Genomic DNA, 20,545 nt, shown 5'->3' with positions numbered 1-20,545 from the left:
GGACTCGTCATGAATATCTCGGCGCAGCAATTGCTGTCCGAACTGCCGGGGCCGATCCAGGCCCTCGTGTTCGGTCAAGAGATTCCGGGGATGGATACCGAAGCCGGGAGGCGTGTCAGCGCGGCATGGGAGCAGGCCGGTGCGGAACTCGGAACGCTCGTGCAGCGCATCGAGGCGGAGATCTCGGCACTGCCTGCCGCGGCTCGGGAGAATCTCGGCGAGCGGATAGCCGCGAGCGCGCAGTCGCTCGGTGCGGCCACCGCCGGCTCGGGTGAGTTCTGCCGCAGTATCGGCAGGCACGCCGAGCGCAGTACCGCCGATACCGACAAAGAGCTGTACACCATGTACGCCTTCGGCGCGATGACGGTGTATCAGCTGATGCTGGCCGGTGGGTGGCATCCGATCAGGGCACTGCAGGTGCTGTCCGCGGCCAGGGCGAAACACCTGGCCCGGTTCGCGGCCTTCGTTTCCGGGCGGGCCGGTGCAGGTGCTGCCGCGGCGGCCGAGCGTGCGGGGCTGCTTGCCACCCAAGCGGGCGGGTTCGCGCTGCTCACCGCCGGGGTCGACGCGGGCGTGCAGGCCGGTCAGATGATCGGGATTCTGGACGGGCATCGCGAGACGATGGATTGGCGCTCGGTCGCCACGGCCGGTGTGGCCGGTGCCGGAGCGGGACTCGGCGGTGCGCTCGGCGGCCGTCTCGCGCAGGCTGTCCTGCCCGGCTCCGTACCAGAGTTGCTGGGGCGGGCTGTGGTCGCCGGGACAGCGGGCGTATCGGGGGTGGTCGGTGGTGCCGCGGCGGCGGCCGCGATGACCGGGGAATTCCATCTGCCGCTATCGGCGCTGTTCAGCGGCGCGGCCGTCGGAATGGCGAGTGCGCGCGCGAACAGCAGGGCTCATTCCGATAGCGGCTCGCACGCGGAACTGACCGAAGTCGGCAGGTTCCAGGAGATTCCGGGTCCGGATGGGGTGGATCGGCTCGGCCACACCGCGGGGCAGGAGGCCACCGCGCGGTTACGGGATCCGGCCCGCGAATCGGGCTCGCCGGTGGATTTCGTCGGTGCCGAGCAGGGGACCGGCGCCGGAGTCGGCGAGGCAGACGCTGTGGCAGCGCTGCGCACCGGCGAGTCCTCAGGGGCAGGAGGGGGCGAGCCGGTGAATCGGCCGGAGAGCGCCGTGCGGGCCCGTCATCAGGACGGTGGTGCTGCGGAGATACCGTCCGCGCATCCTGGCGAATCGAACCCGGCGGTGCCGGGAGAGGGATCCGGGCCGGTCGCGCACGGTGCGGCTGCCGATAGCGCGGTTGCGCACGGACCGGCTACGGACGGACCGGTTGCGCGCGGACTGGCGGCGGATGGTGCGGTTGCGCATGGACTGGCGGTAGACGGACCACCTGCGCACGGAGTTTCGGCGGACGGGCCGCCTGCGCACGGTGCGGCTGCCGGTGGACCGGCTGCGCACGGTGCGGCTACAGACAGATCGGCGGGAGATGGTGCGGCTGCGGATGGTGCGGCCGGACCCACGCACGGGTCCGGCGGTGGCGATACTGCCGAGACCGCGCTGTATCGACGGATAAATGAGCTGCGTGAGCAGGATCTGGCCGAGACTCGGGCGAGCGCCGGCGGCGAGGCTATGCATTCCGGGTCAGCGCAGGCCGCGAAGCCGGAGACGACGGCATCATTCGGCGATACGTCATCAGTGACCGATGCGGCAGCGCCACATGCAGATGCGGGTGAGATAAATCGGCGCGTGCGGGAACGTGACGAGGCGCGTGCCGAGTTGGCGCAGATGCTGGATGTATCGCCGCAAGAGGTGCGGTGGTGGGGGCGCGACGCGCTGGAACAGGCTCTCGGTGAGGTCGACGCCTGGCTGGGATCGCTGGGTGAACATGGCTGGGCTCGAATGGATCCGGTGGTGCGCGAGGGTGTGCTGTCGGACCTGGGGCCGCGCGTGGCCGAGCGCGCACGGGTGATCGCCGAGGAGAATCGGGCGTCGAGTCCGGTGCGGCAGTGGCTCGGTCCGTCCGGGTCGGCCGGCGCGCGGGCCGAGGTATCCAGTGGACAGCAGTGGACAGCAGTACGGCGGGTGGCCGCCGCCGACGGAGCCACGGAAGTGAGCGGTTTGCTGGATGGCGTGCGCCGGTACGGGGACGCCGATGCGCGGGTCGGAGCGGCGGACCGCCGGGCTGCCGATGGAGTATCGGATCCCGGTCATGCGCGCTATGCGGTGGTCTCGGCCGGCACCGGAGTGCCGCCCGGTGGGGACGTGGACGTCGGCAGTGCGGACAGAAATGCGGTGACGACGCCGATTCCCGGCGACGCGGACCAGCCCATAGTCGCCGCTCGACCCGTCGGTGCATCGTCGCAGTCGACCCCTGAACTCGGCGGGGCAACGCCGCAGCCGACCTCGGAAGCCGGGCGGGCATCATCGCGGCCGACGTCGGAAGTCGGTTCGACCGGCGCGGGTGATTCCGATGCCGCGTTGACGGACCAGACTCGCGATTTCGGCGCGAAGGCGGGTGCGGACGCTGTGGCGAAGGTCCGGAAGATGGAATTCAAAGTCCTGCAACAGGAGTCGGCGCGGGCGCAATCGGACCTCGCCAAGTGGCTGGGGTTGTCGGATACCGAGTTCTTCGGCATGAAGCCGTCGCAGCTGCGGGCGGCAGTTGAGGAATGGGTGGGCCGGGCGGAGCGTATGCCCGCGCAATGGCAGGACGCGGCGCGCCCGCACCTCGGCGCAATGGTGGGTGGTGAGGTGCGCCGCGCGATGGCGGCGGAAGACGCGCTCTCGCCCGATGGCTTGCGTGCTTCGGCGGCTGTGCCTGCGGATTTGCAGGGCCGATTGACAAATGCCGCCGGTGCCGACGCGGCCGGGATCGTGCAGCGTTGGACCCAGGCGCAGACGACCATCGAGCATTTCGTGGCCAACCCACGATTGGTATTGCGGCTCGACCTGAACGACGGCATTACCCCGCATACGGCACCCCGGATGGATGCACTCGACCAGACTCAGGTGCTGCGCGAGCGGGAACTCGCCGAGACGGGGCAGAACGGCGGCGAGTCGGCGTTCACTCCCGAGGTAGCGGATGCGCTCGGGAGAAGTGGACTGGTACTGAGTGATCCGGCGTCGCCGGTGCGGGATAGCGGTGGTGCATCGGCTGATTCGCCGGAGTCGGTGGACGCGGTCGAGCGGGCTCGGGCGCTGCGTGAGCGGGAGTTGGCCGAGATGGGGCAGGGCCGGCGTGGGGGCGAGCCGGCGCTGTCTGCCGAGGTTGCCGATATCTTGACGAGAAGCGGACTGGCACTGAGTGCTCCGGCGGTGTCAGGGCGAGACGGCGTACCTTCACCGATTACCTCGCCGGAGTCGGTGGATCCGATCGAGCGGGCTCGGGTGCTGAGTGAACGGGAGTTGGCCGAGACGGGTCAGGCGCAGCGCACGGGGGAGTCGGCGCTGTCTGCCGAGATCACCGGCATATTGGCCAGAAGTGGTCTGGCATGGGGTGAACCGACCGTGCCTGGGCCCGGGGGGAGTCCGCAGGACGGCCGCGGGGCACCAGGGTCCTTCACCGGGATGCGGGCGAGCGACGAGATTGATGGCTCCGGCAGATATTCGGCTCAGCGTGCGACCGCTGCCCCGCCCGCCGACGATGCGGGCGGGGGGTCATCGAAGGTGGCGGTGGCCGAGCGCGACAGCGTGATCCTACCGGCGGCTGCACCGGATCCGGTGGTCGTGGAAGCGTTGGAACAGTTCCGTGTACTGCGCGAGCGCGATCTGGCCGAGACCCAGCAGGCGCGTTCGGAGAACGATCCCGCCGCTGCGCCCCTTGTCGTTGTTCACGATCCGGCGCTGACGACATCGGCACATGACGCGAGTGTGGCCGAGCCGGGCGACCCGGCGCCGCGGCGAGATTCGGCGGGGGAAGTCTCTGATCCACCCGAACCAGCCGCTTCTACAAATACTTCGGGCGAAAACGCAGGCGGTCATCGTGCCGGACCCGAGGCGCATCCCGCCGACGCGGCTACGGGCCACGGATCCCGGCCTGCGGTAGATCAGGCACGCGACCCCGCACAGGCCCGATCCTCGCCGGGTCGGTCGCCGGCACCGGATGCCGCCGTATCGCTTTCGCCGCACGTCGAGACGGTGGGCTCCATCGCGTCCGAGCCCACCGCCACCGGTACTACCGCGACCGACCCGGCCGCCGATTCGACCACCACCACCGCCACCACCGCAGTCGGTGCGACAGCCGCCGGTGCCGGTTCGGCTGCCACTGCTGCTGGCGCGACCGATACCACCGCTGGTGCGACCGAACCTGGTGCCGGTTCTGCTGCCACCGCCGCCGATGCGTCTACCACCGACGTCAGTTCGGCCGATGCGGACACCGATACGCCCGCCGCTGCTGCCGGCGCGATTGACATGGGTGCCGCTTCGACCCCCGCCGCCGCTGCTGCGACCGATGCGAACGCCACCGCCGCCGGGGCAACCTCCGCTGCAGCGGAGGTTGCTGCTCCACACAATGATTCGTCCGCATCGGGCAACGCCCACGCGTCCGACCCTGTGGCACAACTCGCGGCCCAAACCTCACCGAACAGGAGCGCACCGAATCCCCAGGACCTGGCGCAGCAGCATGCCGCCGCGTCTGCGCAGGCTGCCGAGTTCCTCCACGTGTCGCCGCAGGAGCTGCGGTTGTGGGGGCCGCGGCTGGTGGAACAGGTGATCGACCAGTTCGAAGCGCGGTCGGCTGCGATGGGGCCGGGTTGGTGGGATGGGCTCGACCCTATGGTGCGGGTGGGGCTGCTGGCCGACCTCGGCGAGATGTTCGGCCGACAGCTGCGCGATCTCGCCACGGCGCACCGCGAGGGCGCGGCGGTTATGGGCTGGTTGCGGGACGCGGGATTGGAACCGGACGGCACAGCACCACCTCCCGGCAGTCGGCTGGCGGAACTGCATCGTCTGGCGGCAGCGGAAAACCCGTCGTCTCCGGTGCATCAGCTGATCGATGCACTCGGCCGGTATCTGTCGACCGCTGCCATGGTCGAGGAAATGCCCACGGCACCGGATAGATTGCCACCCCCGGACCTTCCTGATGTGTCAGAGCCGCCACCCGTGAGCCCTCCGAGGCCCGAGGCCGTGCCGCGACAGTCGCTGGGAGAATCCTGGTGGTTCAGCTCCCCGCTGCGTCCGGCATGGATTCGGTTGGGCCTCAGGCGAGGTGAGCTGGCCCGCAAGCTCGCCGGCGAGCACGGCGTATCGGTCGATCCGTGGGCGCTGTGCCCAGATTCCGCCGAGATCAGCCAGTTGCGCACCCGATTCGCCGAGGCAACGGCCGAATTGGCCGGGATGCTCGGTGTACCAACCGACGAGCTGACCACCGGCCGGATCGAGGAGGTCGCGGCGAGACCGGCATCGGACGATGCTGCCGAGCAGCTGATCGGACGCGCTCGGTCGTGGCTGCTCATGGCGGAACTGATCGAGGCCGCAGAAGGTTTCAACGGGTTGTCCGCATTGGCGAGAACGGCCGCCGGGCGAGGTGGTGCGGATCAGGGCTGGCTGGACCGGATAGTCCGGATGAGCCCGAAAGAGCTGAGCAGCCGCTGGCAAGCCCTACGGGCAATTCCGACCGGATCCGCACGGCCGCCGGGTATTTCGTCTCGCACTTCGCTGCCGTTCCAGGTATCGAGGGGCCGAGCCGAGCCGACCGCGGTATCGGCACCGCAGCACCAATTGCCCGTGGGTTTGTGGCAGTCGCCCGAGATCGTCGCGGACGAAGACCGGCGACGGACGGCCCCGCCCCGCCCGCTGGCCCCGGTCGCCGGGCCGGACGGCAGAGGTGACTTCCGCGGTCGGGACGTGCCGCGCGCGCCGGAGCCGATCAACTGCGCGCCCCTGGTCGTGGATTACCTGATCGAGGAGAACGGCAGCGAGGCGGTCGCCCGGGCGGTGGTCGAGAACCCGCTGGTTCCTGACGAAAGCCTCGGCGGGACTGGTCCATTGCCGTTGCAGACTGTGCTCGGCGCTGCTCGATGGGAATCGTTCGCAAGCTGGGACGAGTTGGCCACCCGGCTCTACGCGATGGCACCTGGTGCCGCCGCCTATGTGGTGACCGAGAGCGAGGATGCCCGTCAGGAACTTGGAAAAGGCCATGCGCAGCTGATATTTCACGACCGCGCGCAGCCGGGTGTGATCAAGCGGCGCGACCCATTGGTTGCCGGTGGCGCGAAGCGCCTGGTCTACCGGGCCGAGCTGCCCTCCTCGGTGCGGATATTCGCGGTCATCTACGACGAGCACGGTGTGGTGCAGTCGGTACCTGCTGATTCCCCCACCGCAACTGAAACCGGCCCCGCTGTCCACCAAGCGACTCTGGGCAACGGCGTCGAGCCCATTCCATCCCAAGACAACCTGTTTCCGGATATTACGAGGGTGCTGGATCGGCTCCCGGCAACTCCACGCAAGTATCACGAATTGGTAGATCGGGCTCGACAGCTGGCCGCGGACCATCCCGACGTCTGCGAGTTGAGACCGGTTCTTGACGAGGCCGGCCGGCCGATACTGAGCCGACGGGGCATCCCGATGCAACAGTTCGTTGTCTACCCCCGTGGCGGCCCATCCGCCGCGGCGGCGGATGGTGCGGATGGGTCCTCGGCACCGCATCTCTACTACGGCTTGGTCCATTCAAATGAATTCTGGTCGTCCGGCACGATCGAGGGCCTGATGGATTTCTTCGTCAGCGAGCCCGGACCGAATACCCGGAAGCGGGTATTTCTGCTGGGCCTCGACCCTGATGGTGCGATGCTGGCGGAGCGTCATGCCGCGGTATTTCCGCTGACATTGGAATGGGCCATCCGTACCTTTTATCGGCCGGATGGTGCGGAACAGCCCGAGTACGATTTCGGCTCGACACGGACGATGCCGGAAACTCACGCGCTCATGGCGGTGATCCGGGAGCACCTGCCCGAAGTGATGTTCTCACTGCACAACATGGATATCGCGTCTCCGTGGGTAGGCACCACCAGCGATCTGCCTGGACTGGGCGAGGTGGTGAATGCCGCAAGCCGACTGGTGCGGATACCTTCCGGCGGACCGACCGTCGACGTGGGAGAGGCCACGAAGCTGGCAGAGGGGCTGTATCTATACCCGGAGATCTACCAGTGGCGGAAGATCGCCGACTACGCGCGTGCACACGGTGCCGCCCGGTCGGCCGTTCTCGTGCTCGAGTCGCCGATGTGGCGTGCGGTGCGGTTCCCGGAGATCACGCCGGCCGAGGCTGCCGACATCGCTGAGCGACGCCTCGCCCAGGTCGACGATCTCGCCGCGAAACTACCGCAGACCCCCGCCTCCGAGGTGTACCGGCCGGTGCGCATGTTCATCGAGGACGCCCGGAGGCACGTGGAGTTCTGGCGAGCTGAGCCGGACATGGCCACGGACCCGCTGTGGAGTCGTATTCTCCCGGTCCGTGCGGTCGGCCTGTTGTGGCAGTACGCCAACCAGCTGCTGGTCGACAACCCCGCAGACCCCACCCTGGCGGTGGTCGAACGTGAATTGGACCAGCTCCTGACCTCGTGGGTGCAGGAAGTCGAGCGCATCTATCAAGTCACGCCCGGGTCCTACCGCGATGCGGTCGGCTTCCAGATGAGAGTGTGCTTGGCCGCAGGCAGCGACGACCACCCCGACGTCAACATCTCGCCGGACCCGGTGTCCAACTCCGAACTGGCTGGGCATCTCGTGGCGCGGCGAGACGATCTCGTGCGCCGAGCCCGAGACGCGAGTGGCTGGCTCACACAACAGTTTGCCGTAACCACCGAAGTCCGGAACTGGATCGAGGCGGCCATCACGCGGTCCGTGCAGGAGCTGACCCCCAGCAGCGCAGACGATCCGCCATGGCAACAGCGCGACAACCTCGTCGGCCAGGAACGCGAACTGTGGGACGAGGTAACGGCACTGGGGCCGGCTGCGCCCGACGACTTGATCGTACGGTCCGCCCGGTTCACCAAAGCCCGCGCCGATATCGACCACCGTCAGCAGCTGATCACCCGATCCGCCGATCTGGACCGGCAACTCGGTGAAATCGGCGAACTCATCGACAAACTCGAATACGTATCGGACGAAGACCGGTTCGGCGAACTCGACACGACGGCCCGCGACCTCATCGCCGAACTCGAACGCCGCCGGAAAGCGATCGAAGGTAACCCGGCCGAGGACGACAGCGACCAGACTGATGCTTCCGCCGAAGCTGCCGAAGAAAATGCTGCAGAGCAGCATTCAGCGGATGCAATTGAACTGCGCAGGTGGGCGGCCGGTCTGGACAGCGCGACCGCTCGCGAACGTATGGACGAGCACCAGACCCGCGCGACCGCGCAATTGCAAACCTTCCGGCGCGGCGAGCCGCCACCCATCGGAGAGATGATCAGGACGGGCCGGGCGTTGAATGCGCTCGTCGAGGAGCAGAGTCGCCGGTTCCGCGACGCCATGCCCGAAATGCCGGCGTCTCGGCCCGCGCAAGCGGAACTGGTCGCTACCGTGCAGGCGGCCATGGCCCGTCTGTCGGAGCTGGAGGGGCTCCATGCCGCATCGGGAGTGGTGGTCGAACTCGTCGGGGCACTTCCCGCCGGAGCCGGGATTCGGCCGCTGCCGTTGGAGTCCGGCTACCTGGAATTCTTGCTGTCGTTTCCCAGCCATCTGGCGCGAACGCGGGAGGCGTTGTCCGGGCTGGCCTCGGCCCAGACGTTCGATTCGCTCTGGGACGAGAAGCTGCCGGCGGCATTGCGCCATGTCGCGGATATCTCGCGCTATTTCGAGGCTCGGCTGCTACCCGACGGTACCAATTGGCCGGAGCAGGTCGACAGGTATATGGCCGAGCGGGTGGACAGTGACTTTTCTCCGGCTCTCGTGTCGGCTCTGCGAGCGGCGTCGGCCAGTGCGCAGTCCGGTTCAGACGATGTATTCGCCGCTGAATCCCTGCTACAACAGCTGAGTACCGCAGCGGGCTACTACCTCACGCGTACCCGTGACGTGAAAACGGCACTCGCACTGATCCGCAGACTGGGTGCGGCCCTCGAACCCGCAGCCGACCGGCTCGGTCCGTCACATCCGGCGGTCCAGGCAGCTCGCATCGTCGGTAAGCTACACACCGAACTCACCGATTCCCTTGCGGACAAGCCGGATTACGCGATACCCGAGATCATGCGCGCCCGTGGCCTTGACGCACTGGGCCCGGACCCGGTCGAGCGTTCCGTGATCGATGCCACCGCTCGGAGTCTCCGCCGGCACCACCAGATCGGCGCGTTGGGTGAACTCGGAGCGGATATTTCGGCCGAGTTGCTCAGCGCCGCGACGATGCGGATCGAACGATCGAACGCCGAGTTGCGCCGCCTCGCATCCGCAGTGGGTGTGGAGCCGTCGCGGCTGGCGCCGGGTTCTCCGGAGCTGGCCGAGCAGATCGCCGAATTCGATTCGACTGCAACAGAACTCGTCCGAGTGCTGGCCGACACCGCACGGGGTCCGGACGTCTTATCCGAGAACCCGACATACCGACGAGATCGGCATCAGCTGGAGCTGAGCCTGGCCGGGCTCATCCTGGCACCGGGCGGGCCGATGCGGGTTGCGCGGGTCGTCGATCGTATAGAGCGCGGGCTGCGACTCGTAGATAGCGACGACTGGGGTCGGCTGAACGGGGAGGCGGCAGCCGTCGGCTGGGAATGGCTTCCCGAATGGATCGTGCGGGGTGTGCTTCTCGATGCCGAACCGCAGGCGGACCTCACGGACGATCCGGCGGAGCTGGCCCGAGCAGGTCGACGCACCGCTCATGATGCGGAAGTCGCCGACCTGCTCGGGCTGGCCGATCCGATACCGGAATCCGACGGAGAGTACCGGGTCGGGACCGACCCGCTCGCCGAATTGCGCCTATTGGGGGAGTCGGTTCCGCATTCGACGACCGCTGGTCGGGTGATCGACACCGTGATCAGCTACCTCGAAGCCGGGCAGCTCGTCGGCCTCCCTGGCCGCCTCGTCGGGGATGGGATGGAGGTCGCCCGGTTGCGCGGCGAGGAGATCCGGCGGGAACTCCACAGGTTCGATACCGGGCAGGCCGAGCCGTCGACTCGGCTGGCCGAGCTGGAGGTGGAATACGCGAAGTGCCGCCAGCGGTATCACTGGCTGCTGCTCCAGTCGGTCGCGGCACCGTTCGGCATCGCTGTCGCGCACCTTTCCCCGGCGGAATTGATGAGGCGGGTCGAGGCACTGCGCACCGCGTCGCACCGCCCGCCCGGCGGGCTCGCCGAACTGATCGCGGCCTACGACGATCACGTGGCAGCCTCCGCCGACCTTCAAGCCCTGTCCGGTCCGGCCGGAGTCGCCCCAACGCAGCGGCCGGAAAGTACTTGGCAGGGAGAAGCTTCCGCTACCGGACTGTCCCGGTTCGCAGACGTGCCCGCTACTGGATCGTCCAGGTCCACAGACCTGGTCGACGGGGGCCGCTCGGCCTCCGTCGACCCCAGCGAAACCGCGAAGGCGGACGCTGGTACGCAGGTTGCTGGTCCTCCGGTCGGAATCGGAGAGCACGGCGGGCCACTGGCCGAGCATGGCGTCGTTGTGGGGGCCGCCGCAGTGGAGCAGGCGTTGGGCTCGCGCCCACCGGGTGAGCAGGACATCGTTGAGTTGTCGGTCCCGGCGTGGCTGTACCGGAACCTCGTCGACGAGGGCTGGAACGCGGTATCGGTCGACGAGCAAGATCGTTCCCGCACCTTGTCCGCGGATCGCGAGGTGAGCGACTGGAGCCGTCGTCAGGTGCGGTTTCCGGTCCTGGAGCAGGGGCCGGTGCGGGTCTCGGTGGGATGGCACGGCGTGGTGTCGCACGAGGATCTGCTGCGCCGGTCGTGGCGGCCGTCGCAGGAAGGCGTGCGTTACGCGGGGCTGCCCGACATCTATGCCTGGTCGCAGGAGCGGGATCTGCGCGAGGACGTGGTGTCTACGGAATGGATCAAGGGCTACCTGCTGGACCCGGAGCGTTCGCCGCTGCCGGCGACGGTCATCGCACGCACACGCGACGAGGTGACCGATATTCTGCGCTCGCGGCTGCCCGAGTCTCGGATCGAGGAGCCGCAGGTTCGGCGCGGTATCCGGCTGGCCGCCGAGGCGATATTCATCAGCCGGACGTTATACGGCGATCCGGATATCGGCCGCGCCAACCATCTCTACAACGACGCCTTCGAGAAACGCGAATATTGGATCGCCGCCTTCTATCACAATGGCATCGGCATCACCGATGACCTGAGGGGGATCCTGGACAACGGGCTGAGGCAAGGTGCCGATCTCGGCGAGATCATGCTGGCAATTGTCTCCGATGCCTGGAGTGACGTGGTCTACGGCGGCGGGCGGCGCAGCGACAACCCCCAGGGCTACGACGAGCTGAAATCGGCTGAAATGCTGCACCGCATCGCGTCGCACCCCGTCCATGGCTATGACCAGAGCGCGGCTCGGATCCTGGGATTCGCGGTGAACGGCACCGGGTTCGACGAGCGAACCAGAACCCAGATGATCGCATCGGACGCGTCCGTCGAGGAGATACGAGAGCGCTGGGGAGAGTTCTCCGACAGCGAGTTCGACGTAGCGATACGGGTCGGCGGGTGGGTTGCCGGCGCGGATCTACAGACATTGTCGGAACCCGATGCTCTCGTCCGGACGGTGGAGCTGGCGGTCGAGGACCTGATGTCGGGGCGCTACTCGCCGGAGCGCGTCCTCGGCCGAGTCCTGTCCAAACCGGGCATACGGGTGAGCGACATCGGTGAAGCGTTGCGACTCACGGGTTTGTACGGGCAACTGCAGCCGAGCGGATACTCCCGAGACAGCGATGCGACCGTTCGCGCGGCCTTCATAGATCGACTCCGCCGAGCTATCGGTTTCACTCACCCCGATACCGGATACCGTCCTCCGGACGGGTGGCTGCTCGGCAACCGGGACATGCGCCGGGACCACGCCGAGAAGTTACGGGAAATCGTAGATCGGCTGAACGATGACCCGGGCTATATGCCGCTGGACGCATACCGAGAGGCCCAGTCGCATACGGTCGCAATGCGGGAAAAGTACAACGACTCTCACGCCACCGGCTCGCTGGGTGCGACCGATCACCCGGTGGGCAACGTGGCCGACGACAATGCCGATGCCTCCGATGATCCCGAAACACTGCCCCCGAACGAAGAGGACCAGGCCGCCCGGCTCGATGCCGATGGTGCGGTGGTAGCCGACCTGCGGACCGTGCGGGGCGACGCAGCGGTCAATGCTCGGGCGGCTCACCTTGTGGAGGCAGCGGGCGAAGACGCGACGTTTCACGGTATCGCCTTCGAGGCGGACATACCCGCTACTGGATCGCCCCGGTCTACAGACTTGGACGAGATGCTCAGCATTCTCGATGCGCTGGCGCAGGAGCGCCGTCAGCGCGCCGGATGGGCTCGACTGTGCGCGGTACATCCTGCCGAGCTGCGTTCCGCGACCGCCGGGCTTCGGCATGAATTCGCCGAATTGGAACAGCGATTGGCACCGGAATTGGCGCGGACCGGTGTCATGCCGTCGGGGGCTCGGCTCACCCCGAGTCGAGTGCGGCGAGCCGTCGCGGCATGGGAATCCGAGCAGCGCCGGGTGCCACAAGGACCCTCGGGCGCGGCTCGCCACGCCGAACTGTGGAACTGGCGTGCAGCCGCCGAACGCTATCGCAGGCTCAGTCATCTGTTCGACCGCATCAGGGAATGCGAACGGCTGGACCACCAGTGCGTCGAGCTATTGCGTCGTCTGGCCGATGCCGATGACTCGCCTGTCGCTCAGCGGGAGAAGCTGAACCGGCCCGGTTGGGTTCCGGTAGGGGAGGCGCGTGCCCTTCCGCCGGACAACCATCCCGGTGTCAGGGATCAGAGCCGGCGGATAGCCGCAGCGGCGGATCAGCGCAGGCGGTCCTACCGCGCGGCGGTGCGCGGTGCGGCGCTGATCGGAGTCGACCACCCGGACCGATTGCGCGTGGACCAGTTGGTGGAATCTGTCGCGCGTTTGGTGGACTGGTCCGACGAGTTCCGGGACTCGTCGAATCCGCATCGGAGCGACGACGATCTAGCGCACGCCACCCATATCGTCGATGTAGGGGCCATCACGTTGGCGTATGCGAGAGTGTGTCGTTATGCGGCGGCCGATGAGCGCGCCGCTCGCATCGAGGCGGTGCGTGATATCGCCCGCGAACTACTCGAGAGAGAGATCGTCGAAGGGCACGGTGGCCGGTTCGAGGCGCCGGGTGTGGCGGTAGTGGAAACCGAATCCGGGCCTCCCGAGGTATTCGTCGCCGGTCCGATGGCGGGGCTGGCTGATGCCTTGGCAGCGGTGGCCCCCGACATTCAGGACGACCTCTCCCGCCGGGGGGCCTTTTTCCGCTACCAGCAGATCGTGCTCGATGAGAACGGGCAGGTCTATGTTCGCGAAGTCCGCCCCGCCGACGCAGCCCGGGATCACCCTGCTCAGTCCGAAGTACCCGATCGAGCCGGGCAGGTACGACGCGAAGAGGAAACCGCGGCAACAACATCGCGGCCCGGTGATCCAGCGGCACTCGAGGTCGACATCTCTGATCAGCAGGTACACGAAGCGGCCCGCATCGCCGTTGACCAGCAACTCGAGGAATGGCGCGATCAGGGTCTGCATGGCGAGCGGCTGACCGATTACGTCGCCTTTCTGCCGGTGGGCGACGGTGGAACGCTGGTGATCGCCGCCGCACCGGGCCGCCACCGCAGGGCGCTGCTCGACGTGGCGGCGACCGATCCGAGATTCGCCGGAGCGCTGTGGCGCCCGAGGTTCGCCAAGCAGTATCTCGCGGTAGTGCCGGGCCCGGACGGCCCGACGGCCGAGCAGCGACCGGCATTCGAGGCCGAGGGACCCTATCGCGTACCCACTATCGCCGAGACCGAGGCGATCCTGCTCGACGAGTACCTGCGGTTGCGCCGATTGGGGCTGATCGAATCCGGATTCGGCAGCTGGCTGGCGGGTGTGGGCGACCACGCCTTCTACAACAAAAAGGAGGCGCGCTCCGCAGGACTCGCGGACGCTGTGCCGGGCCGCCTGAAACAGGACGGCACGGTCCAGGCGTTCGGACTGGCGGTCGCCGAGGCCGAATCCGCGGTGGACCCCGATCTGCCGCATCCGACCGCCGTGCTGGTCCGGGCCGTCACTCGGCAGTTTCCGCTGCCGGACCGGAACCTCGAGGATGGCCGGAGCAGCGGCGCGGGCATCGGGCTGCGGACGGCGGTCGACCTCGGTGGCATCTCTATGACAGTCGAGTTCAAGGACACCGGCGCCGGCTGGCGGCTCGTGCCACCGGCCGAACGCGGTCATGCGGGCGATGTGCTGAGCAGATGGTTCCGGGGGATGACCGATCTCGACCCGAACCGATTGCTGCGCCGAATCCAGCAAGCGGTAGATGCCGGAGGTCCACCGGCCGCCGACGGAACCTCATCCGCCGATCCGGGTAGGTCCGTTGACCTGCGCACTCTCTGGCAGATGATTATCTCGCCGGAGCGAGACCTGATTGTCGACATCCGGCGTGACGGCGACGGGTGGCGAGCGGTTCCGGTGCCGGGGACCGACGCGTCCGCACGACGGAGTGATATGCGGGATTCGGATCTCACCCGGTTGGCATGGCGGGTGAACCAGTCCGTCCGAAAGTCGGATTCTATTGATGCCGACGATATTTCGGAAACAATTGAGATCGCTCTGTCGCAGGACGAACTCGATCGTTACGACGACCTGGTGCGCGCGGCGGAGGAGGCTGCCGCGCAAGTGCAGTCCTGGACAGCGACTGAGGCGGCTCTCTTCGACCGACTCGCCGCCGACCACCCCGACCTGCCGGACGACGCGGGCCCGGACGCCTACGAGCGGCTGGCGTCTGTGCTAGGGGAGCCGGTCGCCCTCGATCGCGAGGTCCTCGCCGACGAACTGGGAATTGATCCGCTGGATCTGGAATCGATACCACTGGATGGTGATCCGGCCGCGCGCCGGGCGGATATCCTGCGGCGCGAATCCGATCTGCGCGCGCTCATGGACCTACCCGGTCAGCGTGCGTCGTCGGCTGCGGACATGTCCCGTGCTGTTCGGGCACGCGACGGCTTCCTCACCGGCCGCGTCATCGCGGCGGCACTCGAAGGCAGCAGCGATGGCCGGCAACCGACAGACGCCGTCGGGTACCTGCCAGATGCTTCGGGCGGGCTGCTGATCGTCGCCGCGCCCGACGGTGGGCATATGCGGAGTCTGTCGGAATTGGCGGCGACGGACCCGAAGTTCGCAGGCGCCCTCTGGGCGGACGATCTGGCGAAGCGTTACCTGCGGGTGAGGCTGGCTGACGGCCGGATCGAAGCGGAAGTCGTGGCGGCGCGGGCAGCGGAAGGTCCGAACCGCAGGCACAGCGATACCGAGATCCGGATGCAGCTGCTTGACCACTATCTGACCTATCGCACGGCCGGAGCGATCTATTTCGGATTCCGGACCTGGCTGGAACAGTTGGGGCCGCAAGCGTTTCGCACCGACAAGCACCGAGCCCGGGGCAATGACCGGAGCGGATTGGTTTCCGCACAGCGGAAAACGCCGGCCGACTCCGAATACCTGCTGTGGCACGGTTCCCGGATGGTGCGCGCCGGAGTCGACCTCCCGCGGTTTCATCCCGCCCGTGTGCTGCACCGGCTACGCACCCGGCAGGTGCCGCCGCTGCCCCCGGCCCCGCAGCGGCCCGGGGAGCAGGGAACTCGCCTCGGAAACCCGGTAGTCACACTGGGGGCGATGGCCGCGCGACTGTCGCTCGAACAGCACGATGGGCGCTGGCGGTTGGCCTCGGGCACCGGCGGGCAGATCAACGATGTCCTGGCACGGCACTTCCCGGACCTCGCGGCCAAGTCCGCGCGGCGGTTGGTCGCACGGATCGAAGCACTGGTGGCCGATGGTGCCGGGCCCGATATGCACCACGCGTTGTTGTCGGAGGTGCCGAAAACGTGTTTCGTGGCCGCGGCCGAAGCTGCGGCTGCGGGCCCCGGGCCACGGCCGCGTATCGATATTCCGCAGGACCGCGTGGCAGGGATAAGGCTCGCGGGTGTCGACGGTCGGGACGCAGCCCGGTGGGCCGGCGCGAATTGGCATCCCGGCGGATTCGAGAGCCCGGCAGCAATCGTCGCGCATGTGCGAAGGTCCCGGGGCACCATCGTCGGTGCGGTGGAGTACCGAAGTGCGGGCGCGGAGGAATCAGGAAACATCGGCGCGCACGCGTTTACGGTGAAACTGGACGGCGATGTGGTCGTGCTCGAGGATCAGGTCGCCCGGCTCGATGCCGATGGTGCGGTGGTGACGAATGTACGAACCGTTCGGGGCGACGCAGCGGTGAATGCCTGGGCCGCTGACCTTTTAGAGGTAGCGGGCGAAGAAGCGACGTACCACGGAATCGCCTTCGAGGAGGACGGGAAGCCGGAGCGACGACTGAGTCCGGATGATCAGCCGGTGGGCCTGCCTGGTATCGAGTTTCCGCTCGCGCCGATGGGTGAACGCCGGGTGGGGAGGGACCCGCCCGAGGCGTCGTTCTCGGAGCATCGGAGCGCTGGGCCGGGGGATCGGAGCGGGCCCGGAGAACACGATGTCAGCACGCCGCAGACCGCATCGGGGCAGTGGCACATGAGCGAGGCCGAACGGTCTTTGCAGGGGCTCGGGCAAGGTGCTGAACAGCGGATTCCCGAGGGCGTGAACGAGAGCTTCGTTGTGGATTTCGGCGCGGGCAGAACCGGCGTCTATCGCCCCGGCACCGGGGAATATCGCGGCATGGTCGAGGACGATTACGAAGAAGTATTCCTTGTTCCGCGTTCCGGTCTGGCGGTCCGTGTGGTCGCCACGTCCCGGCTCGACGAAAAGATCGCCGACATCGCGTCCGAGTTCGATCCGAAGCTCCGGTCGCCTCAGATTCCGACGACGACATTGTGGTCCGGTAGTCGAGGTCGGGGTTCACTGAGCATGCATGTACCCGATGTCGGAACCGCTCGGACATTCGATGAATTGGACCGGGTGCAGCGCGATCTCCTGACCGTCCGCGGATACATCCTGGGCGAACGTCACCTGGAAGACGGAAATTATGGCGTGACCGATGACGGAGATACTCTTGTCGTCGTCACGGACGGATACTGCCTGCCGGACAGCAAGTTTTCCTTTTCCACAGCGCAGCGCGAGCTGCCGGGCGGAAGTTTCACACTCTACAACCCGGTCGACCCGGTATTCGTCAGGCGAGGTGCGGCGGGTGATGAGGACCGGGTCCATCCGGTGGCTCTGGCTGTCGTCGAAGCATTGCAGCCTGCCTGGCTGGACAACATGCTGGACGTACTCGGTATCGAGCGTTCGGCGATCGACGGGGCGCTGGACCGCCTCCGAGAATTGAAAGCCCATGGCAGAGTGCTCGGAGCGGCTTGGCCGTATTCGCCGGAGCCGATCGATAGCTTTGAATTGCTGCCCGAACACCGGGCGACCAGTTCGCCGACCGAGGGTGAACGTAGGCGGGCCGAGCGTGTACTGCCCACTCGTGAAGCCTACGAGATGGTGCCGTTGGACACCGATGCCCGTGCCGGCGGTGATATCCCTCGTGGCTCGAGGAGGTCATTCCTGCTCCAGGTAGTGGATGGCACATTTATCGGACCCGATGGGGTTCGGTATACATCCCCATTCTTGGAGAAGCATGGCACCAGGGAATTTGTGAGTCTCGTGATGGGGCCGGTCGCTGGAGATGATTTCCGCGTCGGTTGGAACCACCTCATCGTGTATGACGATTACCCCAAATCGGAGCTCGGTGTGCCGGGCTACGCGGTATGTACGTTCGTCGATGGACAACCGGACGACATCGAGTCATTCGCCAATGCGTTCGGGCATGCCGTCGACGAACGCCTCGGGGCGCGTACGCTCGATCGAAGTAAAGCGATGCGGGCGGCGGCACAGCTGAGATACGAACTCCGCCAGCGCGGTGTCGACCTGTCAGGCGATCGCTTCAAGGGTCTGTATCGCGGGGCCCTGTGGACCGCGTCGACAGCCGGTCCGACCGTCGGTGACCTGATCGATCGCGGTGCGGACGCCGCCGAGGAGTTGCTGCCCGGATTCGGTGCGGACGATTTCTGGGTGGCGATCGAAAGGCTCGAATCCGAATCCGATCGCCTGACAACGACTCTGTCGCTGAATCCGGTACTTTTCGAATCCGGCGACGTCGACGTGGAATGGTCGCGGGTAGCCGGGGAAGTGAGTGCGCGGATCACCCGGGTGAATCTGGGCCAGGATCCGGTGCGGGTCGCCGAGGCGCTGCGCGAGTTGGATGGGGCATTGCGGCGATGGCTGGCGGAATCGGATGTCGAGCTGGTCGGCGCCGCAGGATCGCCGGCCGAGCTGGCAATCAGTGCGTCGAGCGCCGCAGATCCTCTGGTATCCGCAGAAGAAGTCGGTGTCTGGGCCATCGAGCGGCTGCAAGCAGATGGGTGGCACGATACGGCCCTGCTGGAGAGCGCGGCCGCCGTATCCTCGGCGCTGGCCGCTGATTCGCTGGGCCGCAACGATCTCAGAATCGAACTCCAGACCTTCGGTGGGCCAGGGGAGCGCATCGTCCTCGGCCGAACGGTCGAAACCAACGTCGAGATCCCGGAGTCCGCGCGGTCGGCCGCAATGCCGGAGTTCATGTCGAACCTCATGGGAACGGCTCATAGCTTCGGTGTCTCCGAGCTGGCAGCGGGCCGATCGGTGTGGTTCATCTTCGAAGATTCTGCCGGGCATACCCAGGAAGAACACCGATCGACGCCGGTGCGGTCACGGCATCTCGGGGGAGCACTTCCGGCGGACCAGTCGTACACCGAGCCGCAAACGGGGCTTGCCGACGGTCAGTTCGCCGACGGCCCCGAGAAGAGTCTGCCGCCCGAACCTGCCGAGCCGCAGTCGACCCCGTGGAGCCGTTCGTCCACAAGCGCTCTGCCATGGGGATCGGCGCCCCGCCCAACCCGCACCACCGGCCCCGCAACCACGACGCCGTGGTCGATGGGCAGCTCGAAAAACGCTCGGTCCGATAGTTTTCCCGTGCCGGGTGCCGACATGGAACGCACCGCACTGTACGGCGTCGACAGCGAGCGCAACGAGCACGCCTTCCGGGCCGATCAGGTGCAGAGCAAGCAGCTTGCCGACGTCTACGGACGACCTATCGGGGTATCTTTTCCCACCCGGTCGGGCGATATCGAACACGCCAGGATGTGGGCGCGGATGCGGCATCGGTCGAGCGACACCGTGTTCAAACCCGTGCTGAACCTCGGATCCGACGACAAACCAGAGTGGGCTTACGAACCGCCGGTGCAGGCGCCGTGGTCCACGCCGTTATACGCCCAAGCTCATGCTGGCAAGGACCAGTTCATCATCAACGTCGATCTCGGCGGCAATCCCAGAAAACCGCTGTGGACCACCGTGCGGGTCGACGGTCGTACCTATGGGCAGCTACTCGTGGCCAATCTTCATTTCCGCCGGGCGCTCCGGGGTGCGGCACCGGACGGTGATCTCGTCCTGCTGTCGTGCAATGCGGCCGGTCCCGATGGAACTGCGGCAGGCTGGGCAGCCACCTACATTCACGAAGCGGGCATTTCGAGGAAGATCCGCGCCTTCGCCGGCAAGGATATTCGGTATTTCGACAAGAATCAGGAGTGGTCCGAACTCGCTATCGAGATTCTGCTGGACGCCGCGGGCAATCGTCTTCCGCCGATAACGACGATTCTTCCGCCATCCGGGCCCGAAAAGGCTGCCGCCCAAACGAATTCCTCATCGACCGACCCGGTCGACGGTGCCGGTGATCTCGCCGACGCACCCGACTCATCCCTGTCCGGTGCCGACCCGGAAAGTACGCGGGCCGATGCCGCCGCCGGGGACGACGCCGACGGTAGCGCGACCAAGCGCGCGGCTCGTTTCATCGTCACAAGCGGCGATAACGCGAGTGTGGCGCTCGATCGGTCGCCGGACCTGATGAGTCTCGCGCGGACACACGCCGACGAAGTCATTCGCCTGAACGAAGTACTGGGCCTGCGTCCGCAGAGCGTCACTTCCGCTGTGTACAACCGGCTTACCGGCGAGGTCTACTTCGGGGTGAACAACACCCATTATGTCGGCGATCCGCCGGACCGGAAGATCAGAATGGGGGCGCCGAAACCTCTTCACTCGGCACTCGGGGAGCGAATGCCTGCCGAAAGCCTAGAGGAATGGCCCGCCGCGAACTGCGCTGAGGTCCACGGCGCGAACAAGGCGCTGCTGGATGCGTCACTGCCGGAATCATTGTCGATACACCGGCACACTAGACCACTGACCGTGAGTGACCTCGCCTACAGCACCATCCGGACCATGACCGGACAGCCGTACCCGTCGTGCCGAAATTGCCAGGTGCTCCTCGGCGGGGCAGTGGAGATCCTGCGCCCGGGATCGCAACAGGGATTGTTCGTCGGTGCGGGCGCGACTGAAGCGGCACAGCTCTTTCCGGACCCGAAGACGCCCGACTGACGAT

The 20,545-nt window shown here is 67.0% G+C and carries 1 protein-coding gene; it reads left to right on the top strand.

Annotation, left to right across the window (positions count from 1 at the left end; all coding sequences use genetic code 11):
* Positions 1 to 9: 9 nt before the first annotated feature.
* On the top strand, positions 10 to 20,541 hold the full coding sequence (locus tag ACFXNW_RS21835; RefSeq protein ID WP_379419574.1) for a hypothetical protein: 20,532 nt from the start codon (positions 10 to 12) through the stop codon (positions 20,539 to 20,541).
* The last annotated feature ends 4 nt before the right edge of the window (positions 20,542 to 20,545 follow it).

This window comes from Nocardia sp. NPDC059180 (assembly GCF_042754945.1).
Taxonomy (GTDB): domain Bacteria; phylum Actinomycetota; class Actinomycetes; order Mycobacteriales; family Mycobacteriaceae; genus Nocardia.
Note: the sequence above shows the minus strand (reverse complement) of the source record. Positions and strands in the feature narration are given on the sequence as shown.